Annotated in this window: 11 protein-coding genes; 10 read left to right on the top strand and 1 reads right to left on the bottom strand. The window is 63.4% G+C overall.

The genetic code is table 11. The features are described from left to right. Positions 1-2 precede the first annotated feature (2 nt). From murD to murB, 5 genes are read left to right on the top strand one after another with little or no spacing between them, the layout of a single operon-like run. Entirely contained in the window at positions 3-1406 is a 1404-nt protein-coding gene (gene murD / locus HV823_RS14485; RefSeq protein WP_176950440.1) for a UDP-N-acetylmuramoyl-L-alanine--D-glutamate ligase, read from the top strand. A gap of 11 nt (positions 1407-1417) precedes the next feature. Further along, positions 1418-2572: a putative lipid II flippase FtsW gene (ftsW, locus tag HV823_RS14480; RefSeq protein WP_176950439.1), complete on the top strand. Its 1155-nt coding sequence runs from the start codon at positions 1418-1420 to the stop codon at positions 2570-2572. A 4-nt stretch (positions 2573-2576) separates the two neighbouring features. Next, positions 2577-3701 carry an undecaprenyldiphospho-muramoylpentapeptide beta-N-acetylglucosaminyltransferase gene (murG, locus tag HV823_RS14475; protein WP_176950438.1) on the top strand — a complete coding sequence of 375 codons (1125 nt, stop codon included), beginning with the start codon at positions 2577-2579 and terminating at the stop codon, positions 3699-3701. Continuing rightward, entirely contained in the window at positions 3698-5113 is a 1416-nt protein-coding gene (gene murC, locus HV823_RS14470) for a UDP-N-acetylmuramate--L-alanine ligase (RefSeq protein ID WP_176950437.1), read from the top strand. Before murG ends, murC begins: the two co-directional genes overlap by 4 nt. Beyond that, on the top strand, positions 5110-6084 hold the full coding sequence (murB, locus tag HV823_RS14465; RefSeq protein ID WP_176950436.1) for a UDP-N-acetylmuramate dehydrogenase: 975 nt from the start codon (positions 5110-5112) through the stop codon (positions 6082-6084). The genes murC and murB overlap by 4 nt, the downstream gene beginning before the upstream one ends. A 76-nt stretch (positions 6085-6160) precedes the next feature. Here murB and HV823_RS14460 read toward each other — a convergent pair whose 3' ends face one another. Next, complete coding sequence (locus HV823_RS14460) at positions 6161-7465, bottom strand: MFS transporter (protein WP_176950435.1); 1305 nt, start codon at positions 7463-7465, stop codon at positions 6161-6163. A gap of 266 nt (positions 7466-7731) precedes the next feature. Here HV823_RS14460 and HV823_RS14455 point away from each other — a divergent pair, with 266 nt between their 5' ends. The 5 genes from HV823_RS14455 to ftsA all read left to right on the top strand — a co-directional run bounded on the left by HV823_RS14455 (position 7732) and on the right by ftsA (position 12997). Next, the gene (locus HV823_RS14455; protein WP_176950434.1) at positions 7732-8592 is read left to right on the top strand and encodes a GGDEF domain-containing protein; all 861 of its coding nucleotides are present in this window, start codon (positions 7732-7734) and stop codon (positions 8590-8592) included. A 203-nt stretch (positions 8593-8795) separates the two neighbouring features. After that, positions 8796-9482, top strand: coding sequence for an aquaporin Z (gene aqpZ / locus HV823_RS14450; protein WP_176950433.1), 687 nt, complete (start codon positions 8796-8798; stop codon positions 9480-9482). A 343-nt stretch (positions 9483-9825) separates the two neighbouring features. After that, on the top strand, positions 9826-10749 hold the full coding sequence (locus tag HV823_RS14445) for a D-alanine--D-alanine ligase (RefSeq protein ID WP_176950432.1): 924 nt from the start codon (positions 9826-9828) through the stop codon (positions 10747-10749). Next, positions 10737-11669 (top strand): cell division protein FtsQ/DivIB, encoded by a 933-nt coding sequence (locus tag HV823_RS14440; RefSeq protein WP_176950431.1) that lies wholly within the window; start codon positions 10737-10739, stop codon positions 11667-11669. Before HV823_RS14445 ends, HV823_RS14440 begins: the two co-directional genes overlap by 13 nt. Next, a complete protein-coding gene (ftsA, locus tag HV823_RS14435) occupies positions 11666-12997 on the top strand; it encodes a cell division protein FtsA (RefSeq protein WP_176950430.1) in 1332 nt (443 codons plus the stop codon). The genes HV823_RS14440 and ftsA overlap by 4 nt, the downstream gene beginning before the upstream one ends. Positions 12998-13076 lie beyond the last annotated feature (79 nt).

Raw genomic sequence — 13076 nt, 5'->3', positions numbered from 1 at the left:
CGATGATCCCGGTCACGACGCTCAAGGACAGAAACGTTGCGCTCTTCGGTCTCGGAGGCTCCGGCCTTGCGACGGCACAGGCGCTCGTGGAGGGCGGCGCGAAGGTCATAGCCTGGGACGACAATCCCGATAGTGTAGCCAAGGCCGCGTCGGCTGGCATCGTCACGGGGGATCTTCGCAAGCTCGACTGGAGCGGCATTGCGGCCTTCGTTCTGTCGCCCGGCGTGCCGCTGACCCATCCCAAGCCGCACTGGAGCGTCGATCTGGCGCGCGCGGCCGGCGTCGAGATCATCGGCGACGTCGAGCTGTTCGTCCGCGAGCGGCGCGCGCATGCGCCCGATTGCCCCTTCATCGCGATTACCGGCACCAACGGCAAGTCGACCACGACGGCACTGATCGCGCATATCCTCAAGGCGAGCGGCCTGGATACTCAACTGGGCGGCAATATCGGCACGGCCGTGCTGACGCTCGATCCGCCGAAGGCGGGCCGCTTCTACGTGGTCGAGTGCTCCTCCTACCAGATCGACCTGGCCCCGACGATCGATCCGACCGCCGGTATCCTGCTGAACCTGACGCCGGACCATCTCGACCGGCACGGGACGATGCAGCACTACGCCGACATCAAGGAACGCCTGGTCGCCGGCAGCGACACGGCAATCGTCGCCGTCGACGACAGCTTCACCACCATGATCGCCGATCGGGTCGAACGCGCCGGCACGAAGGTCGTGCGCATTTCACGCCGCCAGCCTGTCGCGGAAGGGCTTTATGCCGAGGGTACGCATATTCGCCTTGCGCACGGCGGCGGTACCCGCGAACTGGTCGATCTGTCGCCGATCCAGACCCTGCGTGGCAGCCACAACGCCCAGAACGCGGCAGCCGCGATTGCGGCGTGCCTGGCGGTCGGCGTCAGCGAGGAGCATATCCGCGCGGGGCTAACGTCGTTTCCCGGCCTCAAGCATCGCATGCAGCCGGTCGGCCGCAAAAACCAGGTCGTCTTCGTCAACGACAGCAAGGCGACCAATGCGGAGGCGGCCGCGCCTGCGCTTTCGAGCTACGAGCGTATCTACTGGATCGCGGGCGGACTTCCGAAGGAGGGCGGGATCGCCAGCCTTAGCGGCTTCTTTCCGAAGATCGCCAAGGCCTATCTGATCGGCGAGGCCGCCGCGGCGTTCGCCGCCACCCTCGGCGCGAGCGTACCTTACGAAATTTCCGGCACGCTGGAGCGGGCCGTGGGGCATGCCGCTTCGGATGCGGAGAGGGACGGAGCCGGTCCGGTCGCCGTTCTGCTCTCCCCGGCTTGCGCAAGCTTCGATCAGTACAAGAACTTCGAGGTCAGAGGTGATGCCTTCGTCGGCCATGTAGCAGCGCTTCCGGGCGTGACCATGCTGATAGAGACCAACGGTTAGGGGGATGTGCCATGGTTAGTCGTGCCGAGCGTGGTCCGGTAGCCGACTGGTTCTGGACAATAGACAGGTTCTTTCTCGCCGCCTTCATCCTCCTGATGGGGATCGGCTTCATGCTGTCGTTTGCGGCAAGCCCCGCGGTGGCCGAGCGCCTGAACCTCGACAGCTTCCACTTCGTCAAGCGCCATGCCTTGTTCCTGGTGCCGGCGATCGCGACGATGGTGGCGATCTCGTTCCTGTCTCCCCGGCAAGTGCGGCGAACGGCGGCTATCCTGCTGATCTTGTCGCTGGCCGCCATGGTGCTGGCGCTGTTCTTCGGCATCGAGGTCAAGGGTGCGCGGCGCTGGCTCTCGATCGGCAGCCTGTCGATCCAGCCGTCGGAGTTCATGAAGCCCGCCTTCGTCGTGATCTGCGCCTGGCTCTTCTCCGAACATGCCCGGCAGCCGGAAATCCCCGGCAACCTTTTCGCCATCCTGCTCTACGGCATCGTGGCGGCACTGCTGGTCGCCCAGCCCGACCTTGGCCAGACGATCCTCGTCACCGCCGTCTGGGGCGGGATGTTCTTCATGGCCGGCATGCCCTGGATCTGGATCATCCTGCTCGGCAGCGTGGCGCTCGGCGGATTCGCCGTCGCCTACTACATGTTCGACCACGTGGCCGGCCGTGTGGACCGCTTCCTCACCGGCGAGGGCGACACGTTCCAGGTCGATACCGCACGGGAGGCGATCATCCGCGGTGACTGGTTCGGCAAGGGGCCGGGCGAGGGCGTGGTGAAGCGCATCATCCCCGACAGCCACACCGACTTCATCTTCTCCGTCGCGGCGGAGGAATTCGGCATCATCTTCTGCATGATCATCGTGGCGGTGTTCGCATTCGTCGTCCTGCGCGGGTTGAACCACGCTTTCAAGGAACGCAACGACTTCACCCGATTCGCCGTCGCCGGACTGGTACTCCTGATCGGCACCCAGTCGATGATCAATGTCGGCGTGAACCTTGAACTGCTGCCGGCGAAGGGCATGACGCTGCCGCTGATCTCCTACGGCGGTTCGTCGATGACGGCGATCTGCGTCACGGCCGGCTTCATCCTGGCACTGACCCGACACCGGCCGGAAAAGCGCGCCACCGAGCGCAGCCTGTTCCGTTCGGGCATGGTCGCGCCTGCGGAGTAACGGAATGGCAAAAGGCATCATCCTTCTCGCCGCCGGGGGTACCGGCGGCCATCTGTTTCCGGCCGAAGCCCTTGCGCACGAGCTCAAGGCGAACGGCTGGTCCGTGCATCTCGTGACCGACAGCCGGGCGGAGCGCTTCGCCGGCAAGTTCCCGGCAGACGAAATTCACGTCGTGCCATCGGCGACGATAGGTTCGAAAAACCCGGTCAAGGTTGCCTCGTCGCTCTGGACGCTTTGGAAGGGGCTTCGCGCTGCCCGGCGGCTGATGTCGCGGCTTCACCCGAGTGCGGTCGTCGGCTTCGGCGGCTATCCGACGCTGCCGCCGCTCCTTGCTGCAACCGGCATGGGCATTCCGTCGATGATCCACGAGCAGAACGCGGTGATGGGGCGCGCCAACAAGGCGCTTGCCGCCCGCGTGCAGGCGATCGCCGGCGGCTTTCTGCCGGAGGGGCAAGGCCCCTATGCTGCAAAGACGGTGGTGACCGGAAATCCTGTGCGGCCCGCCGTCATCGCCGCCGCAACCGTGCCTTATGCCCCCCCCGAGGCGGGCGGCGAGTTCCGGCTCGTCGTGTTCGGCGGCAGCCAGGGAGCACAATTCTTCTCCAATGCCGTTCCGCAGGCGATCTGCCGCCTGCACGAAGGCAAGCGTGCCCGCCTGCACCTGACCCAGCAGGCGCGTCCGGAAGACAGGGAAGGGGTGGAGGCGATCTACGGCAAGCTCGGGATAGCTGCCGAGGTGTCGCCGTTCTTCACCGACATGGCCGATCGTCTTGCCAAGGCGCATCTCGTCGTCTGCCGCTCGGGAGCTTCGACGGTCTCGGAGATCTCCGTGATCGGCCGTCCGGCCATTCTCGTTCCCTATCCCTATGCGCTGGATCACGACCAGGCAGCCAATGCCGCAGCCCTTGCCGCCACCGGCGGCGCAAAGGTGATCGCGCAGTCCGAGCTTTCCCCGGAGAAACTCTCGACCATCATCGCGGAAGCGATGAAGAACCCCGATCGGCTGGCGGAGATGGCGTCCAGCGCCCGAAAGGCAGGAAAGCCGGACGCCGCGCGCTTGCTCGCGGGGATGGTAGAGGCTATTGCGAGCGGCAAGACGATCGAAGAATTCAAGGGAGAACGGCCATGAAGATGCCGAAGAGCATAGGGCTCGTTCATTTCATCGGGATCGGCGGGATCGGCATGAGCGGCATCGCCGAGGTGCTGCACAATCTCGGCCATCGCGTCCAGGGCTCCGACCAGTCCGATAGCGCCAACGTGCAGAGGCTGCGCGACAAGGGCATCGAGGTCTTCGTCGGCCACAAGGCGGAGAACCTTGGCGATGCCGAAGTCGTCGTCGTCTCGACCGCTATCAAGAAGAACAATCCGGAACTGATCGCCGCCCGCGAGAAGCTTCTGCCGGTCGTGCGCCGCGCGGAGATGCTGGCGGAGCTGATGCGTTTCCGCAACGCGATCGCCATTGGCGGCACCCACGGCAAGACGACGACCACATCCATGGTCGCAGCCTTGCTCGATGCCGGCGGCCTGGATCCGACCGTGATCAACGGCGGCATCATCAACGCCTACGGCACGAACGCCCGCATGGGCGAGGGCGAATGGATGGTGGTGGAGGCGGACGAGTCTGACGGAACCTTCCTGAAGCTTCCCGCCGACGTCGCCGTCGTGACGAACATCGACCCAGAGCACCTGGACCACTACGGAAGTTTCGACGCGGTTCGTGCCGCCTTCCGCCAGTTTGTCGAGAACGTTCCCTTCTACGGCTTCGGGGTGATGTGCCTCGACCATCCGGAAGTCCAGGCCATGGTCAGCCGTATCGAGGACCGGAAGGTCATCACCTACGGCGAGAACCCGCAGGCCGACGTCCGCTTCGGCAATGTGCGCATGGACGGCGCGACCTCGGTCTTCGACGTGGAGATCCGCAGGCGCCGCACCGGCCAGGTGATCGAGCTTAAGGGGCTGCGCCTGCCGATGCCCGGCCGCCACAATGTGTCGAACGCGACGGCTGCGATCGCCGTGGCGCAACGGCTCGGCATGTCGCCCGAGGACATCGCCCGCGGCCTCGCTTCCTTCGGCGGGGTGAAGCGGCGCTTCACGCTGACGGGCACCTGGAACGGGGTGAGCGTCTACGACGACTACGGCCACCATCCAGTCGAGATCAAGGCGGTGCTGCGTGCCGCTCGCGAGGCATGCCAGGGGCGAATCATCGCCGTGCATCAGCCGCATCGCTACACGCGCGTGCACAGCCTGTTCGAGGAATTTGCCGGCTGCTTCAACGACGCTGACACGATTTTGATCGCGCCGATTTATGCCGCGGGAGAAGAACCGATCGAGGGGATTTCCGCAGAAACGCTGGTTTCTCGGATCAAGTCGGGTGGTCATCGCGATGCCCGGTTCCTGGAAGGGCCGGAGAAGCTCGCCTCCACCATTGGCGCCATTGCTAATCCGGGCGACTTTGTGGTTCTCTTGGGGGCAGGCAGCATCACCTATTGGGCGGCGGCGCTGCCGAACGAATTGGACGGCATTTCAGGAAAGACGGCATGAAGCAGGTGGATGGCGGGAAATTGCTGGCGTCTCTGGGCGACGGCATCAAGGAAGTGCGCGGCAGGCTGACGCCGGATGCGCCGATGGACCGCGTCACCTGGTTCCGTGCCGGCGGGCTGGCGGAACTGATGTTCCAGCCGCACGACACGGATGATCTGGTGACCTTCCTGAAGCTCGTGCCGGAAGAGGTTCCGGTCATGGTCGTCGGCGTCGGTTCGAACCTGCTCGTGCGTGACGGGGGCATCCGCGGCGTCGTCGTGCGCCTGTCCGCCAAGGGGTTCGGCGATCTCGAACTGATGGGCGACAACAGGATCAAGGCCGGCGCGATCTGCCCGGACAAGAACATCGCCGCGATGGCGCTCGACAACAGCATCGCCGGCTTCGAGTTTTACTACGGTATCCCCGGCTCGATCGGCGGCGCGCTGCGCATGAATGCCGGCGCGAATGGCGGCGAGACGAAGGACCTTGTCGCCGAGGTGCATGCGGTCGATCGCAAGGGCAATACCTATGTGCTTTCGAACGCCGACATGGGCTATAGCTACCGCCACTCGAAGGCGCCGAACGGGCTGATCTTCACCCACGCCGTCTTCCAGGGGCATGCCGGCGACAGGGGCGAAATTCGCGAAAAGATGGACGCCGTGCGCCAGCACCGCGAAACGGTGCAGCCGATCCGCGAGAAGACCGGCGGCTCCACGTTCAAGAATCCGGACGGGCATTCGGCCTGGAAGCTGATCGACGAGGCCGGCTGCCGCGGGCTGATGATCGGCGGGGCGCAGATGTCGCCCATGCACTGCAACTTCATGATCAACACAGGGCAGGCGACGGGCTACGAGTTGGAATATCTCGGCGAGACGGTTCGCAGCCGCGTGCTGGAACATTCCGGTGTCATGCTGCAATGGGAGATCAAGCGCGTCGGCAATTTCATGCCCGGCTACGAGATCAAGGAATTCCTCGGCCGCGCCACGGCCTGAGTTGTCTCTGACTTGATCGCAAAAGAAAACGCCGCGGCAATGCCGCGGCGTTTCTCGTTGCAGGAGGCGAAGAGGGTCAGACCTCTTCCTTGCCCGAAAGCAGGATGCAGGCGAGTGTGATCACGGCGGCGATGCCGAGGTAGTAGCCGACATAGGTCATGCCGTAGTTGGCCTGCAGATAGGTCGCAATGTAGGGCGCAAGCGATGCGCCGAAAATGCCGGCGAAGTTGAACGTGATCGACGATCCCGTGTAGCGCACCTTCGTAGGGAAGGGGGCCGCCAGCGCCGTGCCGATGAGGCCGTAGGTCATGCCCATCAGCGCCATGCCGACGATCACGAAGACAAAGATGCCGCTTTCGCCACTCGTCATCAGGCCAGGCAGGAAGAACGAGAAGATGCCGATCAGGACGGTGGTCGCGATCAGGACTTCGCGGCGGCCGAGCTTTTCGGCCAGCTTACCGGCGATCGGGATGAAGATACCGAAGAGCACCGAACCGAGAAGCTGGATTTCCAGTGCCTCGACGAAGGGAATCTGCAGCACCTTGACGTTGTAGGAAAGCAGATAGGCCGAGCCGATGTAGAACAGCACGAAGGTCGCGAGCGCCACGAAGGTGCCGAGCACCAGGCTGCGCTTGTGGTTGCGGAAGAGCTCCACGACGGGAACTTCCACGCGTTCCTTCTTGTCGATGGCCTTCTGGAACGCCGGGGTCTCGGTGATCGACAGGCGAACCCAGAGGCCGACGGCGATCAGCGCGATCGAGGCGATGAACGGCACGCGCCATCCCCAGGCGAGCAGCGATTCCTGCGACATGAAATGAAGCAGGACCCAGAATACGCCGGAAGACAGGAACAGGCCGACGGGGGCGCCGAGTTGCGGGAACATGCCATACCAGCTGCGCTTGCCCGGAGGGGCATTTTCCGTGGCGAGCAACACCGCGCCGCCCCATTCGCCGCCGAGACCGAAGCCCTGGCCGAACCGGCACAGCGCCAGAAGCAGCGGTGCGAGCACGCCGATGGTTTCATAGGACGGCAGCAGGCCGATGACGACGGTGGAAATGCCCATGGTCAGGAGAGCTGCCACGAGCGTCGTCTTTCTGCCGATGCGGTCGCCATAGTGGCCGAACACGATTGCGCCGAGCGGACGGGCGAAGAAGGCAATCGAGAAGGTCGCGAAGGAGGCGAGCAGCGCCGTGGTCGGATCGTTGTTCGGGAAGAACAGCGTCGGGAAGACCAGCACGGCGGCGGTGGCGTATACGTAGAAATCAAAGAATTCGATGGTCGTACCGACCAGGCTTGCAAAAAGGACACGCGCCGGGGAATTGATGGCGGAGGTAGTCGAATGCGTAGCGGTCGGTGACACCGTCGATGAAGTGTCACTCATTGTACTCTTGCCTTGTTGTGGATGTTACGACGCCCTCTTGGGATGGGCGTTCCGGCGTGCTTTAAGGCATGCGGCTGAATTGCGAAACAACAAAAGTGCGCAAGCGGACACACCAAGATAATTTTTACGACATTCGGCAATGTGTCGCGACATTTTCAACCGGACCCTGCAATTGTTTCGATTTATGCGTGCAAGAATTCATGCGCTAAACCGCCCAAATTATTAACGACAGGCAACTAACGTGCGCCCGCCATCTGGAGGCTGAGATGAGCGAACGGGTGAAATCGTGGGTGAACCGGCAGCTGTCGCTCGGGGAGTTTTCCTCGCGCGGGCAGGTCGCGCGCCGTTCCGCCGCGATGGCGTTGCGCATCACCGTTCTGGCCTATGGCATGAACGTGTCGGCGCATCTTTTCTTGTCTGCGGCCGGACTGCTGCCTTACGATCTTTTCGATGCGCTCGTCATCGCGACGGTGCTGACGCCGTTCGTCGCGCTGACGGTTGCTTTCACCGCCTACTATGTCGTCGGGCTTGCGGTCTACGAGCTGTCGGTTTCGCATGCCGAGTTCGAGCGGTTGAGCAAGACCGACTCGCTGTCGGGCCTCCTCAACCGCCGCGCGTTTCTCAAGGCATGCGAGACGGCCGTTTCGCCCGTCGCCCTGGTCATTCTCGATGTCGATCGCTTCAAGTCGATCAACGACAGCCTGGGGCATGCAGCCGGCGACGATGTCATCGTTGCGATTGCCGCACAGCTCGAAGATCGGTCCGGCGGCGGGCATATCGTTTCGCGCATTGGCGGCGAGGAGTTTGCGGTGCTCGTCTGCGGGCTGTCGCCCGAGGAAACAATGGGTTTCGTCGAGGCGCTGCGCCAGGCCGTCGGCGACAGACCGATTGCTGCGGGTGAAGCCTCCGTCTCCGTCACGATATCCGCCGGCATTGCGGACTGGCTGCCCGGACGAAGCTTCGATGAGATCTTTTCCCATGCCGACCGGGCACTTTATCTCGCCAAGGTGGCAGGTCGCGACCGGGTTGTGCATGAGCGGGAAATTGCGAATGTGGGGCGGGTGGTCCGCTTCAACAACGATCCGACTGCGGAAGCGATCCGCAGTGCGATGGGCATTCACGCTTAGCGCACCTGATCGACGCGACCTGCGACTTGAACTCTCTCGCTCTGAACCTTGACCGGAATCGATTTCCGCGTGATTCCTAAGCGGCGGTTTTCGCGAAATGCAGAGGCCGGACCGGGGGGTATGTTTCAGGAAGGGCGTTTGCATAGCTTCAACAGCGGTTTGCTCCTACGATGTGCAGGGCTGCCGCAGGCGGGGGAATCTATATGCTCAAGAGACTTTCTGCTGAATTTCTTGGTACTTTCTGGCTTGTTTTTGGTGGTTGCGGCAGCGCCGTCCTCGCCGCTGCGTTCCCTGATGTCGGGATAGGCCTGCTGGGCGTATCTCTTGCTTTCGGTCTGACCGTGTTGACGATGGCCTATGCCGTCGGGGGCATATCAGGCGGCCATTTCAATCCTGCCGTTTCCGTCGGCCTGACGGTTGCCGGCAAGTTCCCTGCCTCCAGTCTGGTGCAATATATCATCGCGCAGGTGGCGGGCGCGATAGTCGCCGCGCTGGTGCTCTATTTCATCGCCACCGGCAAGCCCGGCTTCGAACTCGGCGGCTTTGCATCCAACGGCTACGGCGCACATTCGCCGGGCGGCTATTCCGTCACTTCGGCCTTCCTGATCGAGGTGGTGATGACGTTCATGTTCATCTTCATCATCCTCGGCGCAACACATGGGCGTGTTCCGGTCGGTTTCGCTCCGATCACCATCGGGCTGGCGCTGACGCTCATCCATCTGGTCTCCATCCCGGTGACCAACACCTCCGTCAATCCGGCGCGTTCCACCGGCGTGGCGCTGATCGTGGGGGATTGGGCGATCGCGCAGCTCTGGCTGTTCTGGCTCGCGCCGATCATCGGCGGGGCGCTAGGCGCGCTCGCATGGAAGGCGGTCGGCGAGGACGACTGAGTTCCCCGCGCGGCCTCGAAAACGGGTGCGGGTAGTCCTGCGCTTACGAACCAATGGAACATCCCGCTTCGGCCTGCCGGAGCGGGATGTTTCGTTTCATGCTTCATCCGCAAAACTTGCATTCCGGCCAACTCTCTGATTCCAAGGCAGGAATCGGATGAGCGTCTTGATTCGGCATGCCCGCGTTAACCCGTTCGCTCCATCCGGTTAACGAAAGTAAACGGTTCATTAACCATAATGTCGTTGTAGTGACACCAGAGCGGCAATTCGAGTCGCTGCGCAGGTTTGCGTCAGGCCCGCGCAAGCGACTCCAGCCACTGTGTATGAGAGTCCGGGGGTCTAGATGAGCAAGCATGTCGCGGTGCTGATGGGTGGGTTTTCCTCCGAAAGGCCTGTCAGCCTTTCGTCGGGCAATGCCTGTGCGGATGCGCTCGAGGCTCGTGGATACCGCGTGACCCGTGTCGATGTCGGCTACGACGTCGCCACCGTGCTTTCGGAGCTTAAGCCGGACGCCGCCTTCAACGCGCTTCATGGCCCGTTCGGCGAGGACGGGAAGATCCAGGGCATTCTGGAATATCTGCAGATCCCCTATACCCATTCCGGCGTTCTCGCCTCGGCGCTCGCCATGGACAAGGCGCAGGCGAAGATTGTCGCCAAGGCCGCGGGGATACCGGTTGCGGAGGCGCGACTGATGAACCGTTTCGACATCACGTCGAGCCATCCGATGAAGCCGCCCTATGTCGTCAAGCCGGTTCGTGAGGGGTCCAGCTTCGGCGTGGTGATCGTGAAGGAAGATCAGCCGCATCCCCCGCAGGTGATCACGTCCGACGAGTGGCGCTACGGCGATCAGGTCATGGTGGAGCGCTACGTCTATGGCCGCGAACTCACCTGCGGCGTGATGGGGGATGTCGCTCTCGGGGTGACTGAAGTGGTGCCGCAGGGGCACGGTTTTTACGATTATGATGCAAAATACGTTAAAGGTGGCTCGCGCCACGTTCTTCCTGCGCAAATTTCACCAAATATTTACCAAAAAATACAAACACTCGCACTCAAGGCGCATCAGGCGATCGGGTGCCGCGGCGTCAGCAGATCGGACTTTCGATATGATGACCGCTTCTCCGAAAATGGCGAGATCGTGTGGCTGGAAATCAATACGCAGCCCGGCATGACTCCGACGTCCCTGGTGCCCGAGATGGCCGATCACGCCGGCCATTCCTTTGGCGAATTCTTGAGTTGGATGGTGGAGGACGCGTCTTGTTTGCGTTGACCGGCAAAAAAAGAAGCAGGGTACGTCAGTCGGACGCTGCAGGTCTGGTCGAGGCTGAATCCGGTCGGGTGCTGCCGCGCCCGCTGCGCCGCATCGTGCGTTTTGCCGTCAGTCTCGCCGTTGGCCGCGTGGCTATTCCGCGCCACGCCGGCACGGTTGCTGCCGTATCGTTCCTGGCCGCTACCGGCTTCTACGGCATGTCGATCGGCGGCCATACGCAGGATTTCGCCCAGTCGACCACGACGGCGGCGGGATTTGCCATCGACGACGTCCAGGTTTCCGGCGCCCGCGAGACGTCCGAGATCGACATCCTCGAGCAGCTTGGCCTCGACGGCACGACCTCGCTCGTTGCCCTCGATATCGAGGAGGCGCGACAGAAGCTCGCAAAGCTGCCCTGGGTCGAGCAGGTTTCGGTTCGCAAGGTCTATCCCGGCACCATCGAGATTGCGCTGAAGGAACGCACCGCGTTTGCGATCTGGCAGCACGGCAACGATCTGTCGCTCATCGAGAAGAACGGCAGCGTGATCGCGCCGCTGCGCGACAACAAGTTCTCGGCATTGCCGCTATTCGTCGGTCGGGATGCGGAGGCCGCGGCTGCCGATTTCGAAAAGCAGTTCGACAACTGGCCGGAGATCAAGACGCGCGTCAGGGCCTATGTCCGGGTTGCCGGCCGCCGCTGGGATCTGCGCCTCGACAACGGCGTGATCGTCATGCTGCCGGAAATGAACGTGCCGCGTGCGATGGAGCAGCTCTTCCGGCTGCAGGCGGAGCAGGGGGTCCTCGAGCGCGATATCGCAGCCGTCGACCTCAGGCTCGAAGATCGCACGACGATTCGCCTGACCGAGGGCGCGCTGGAGCGCCGCAAGGTCGTCCTCGATCAGCGCAAAAAGGAACTCAAGAAGGTAACCGATCGCTCATGAGTATCTTCGGCTCCTCCCATTTCGGTCTGCCTCGTTTGAAGCCGCTCAATTCGAAGCGGTCTCATGTCGTTTCGGTGCTCGACATCGGCTCGACCAAGGTCGTCTGCATGATCGGCAAACTGACGCCGCGTCCGGAAAGCGAAATCCTTCCGGGTCGCACGCACTCGATCGAGATCATCGGCATCGGCCATCATCGCTCCCGCGGCGTCAAGAACGGCGTGATCGCCGACCTCGACGCGGCCGAAAGCGTCGTGCGGCTGGCGGTTGACGCGGCCGAACGCATGGCGGGGCTGACGATCGACAGCCTGATTGTCAACGTCTCCGCCGGCCGGCTGCAGAGCGACATCTATACCGGCACGATCGATCTCGGCGGCCAGGAAGTTGAAGCGGCCGACCTTCGCAAGGTGCTGGCCGCCGCCGGGCAGCGCTCGATCCGCCAGGACCGGGCGATCCTGCATTCGCTTCCGACCGGTTACTCGCTGGACGGCGAGCGGGGCATCCGCGACCCGCTGTCGATGTACGGTGATGTCCTCGGTGTCGACATGCATGTGCTGACGGCCGAGCGCACGGCGCTGAAGAACCTCGAGCTGTGCGTCAACCGTGCCCATCTCTCGGTCGAGGGCATGGTCGCGACACCCTATGCCAGCGGCCTGTCGGCGCTTGTCGACGATGAAGTGGAACTCGGCTGCGCCTGCATCGACATGGGCGGCGGCACCACGGCGATCTCCGTCTTTGCCGAAGGCAAGCTCGTTCATGCCGACGCGGTCGCGCTCGGCGGCCATCACGTCACCACCGACATCGCCCGCGGCCTCTCCACCCGGATCGAGGATGCAGAGCGTCTCAAGGTCGTGCATGGCTCGGCGCTGCCGAACGCATCCGACGAAAGCGACATCGTCGCCGTCCCGCCGATCGGCGAAGACGATCGCGACCAGCCGACCCACGTGCCGCGCGCGCTGCTTTCGCGCATCGTCTGCGCCCGCATCGAGGAAACGCTGGAGCTGATCCGCGACCGGATCCAGCGCTCCGGCTTCTCGCCGATCGTCGGAAAGCGAATCGTGCTGACCGGTGGTGCCAGCCAGCTCACGGGACTGCCGGAAGCCGCGCGCCGGATCCTCGCGCGCAACGTTCGCGTCGGGCGGCCGCTCGGCGTCTCGGGCCTACCTGCCGCGGCCAAGGGTGCGGCGTTTTCCACGGCGGTCGGCCTGATGATCTATCCGCAGGTGGCGGAGCTGGAAACGCATTCGACGCAGGGCGGCATGCTTGCGTCGCTTGCAGGAGGAAACGGCCGGATCGCCCGGATGGGGCAGTGGCTGAAGGAAAGTTTCTGACGGGTTTGCCGCCAGGTGAGTGCGTAGGCGGATACGGATTTAGACAAATTGGCCGGTGTGGCGACGCGGGCCGGAACAG

This window comes from Mycoplana rhizolycopersici, from assembly GCF_013378445.1.
Taxonomy (GTDB): domain Bacteria; phylum Pseudomonadota; class Alphaproteobacteria; order Rhizobiales; family Rhizobiaceae; genus Mycoplana; species Mycoplana rhizolycopersici.
Note: the sequence above shows the minus strand (reverse complement) of the source record. Positions and strands in the feature narration are given on the sequence as shown.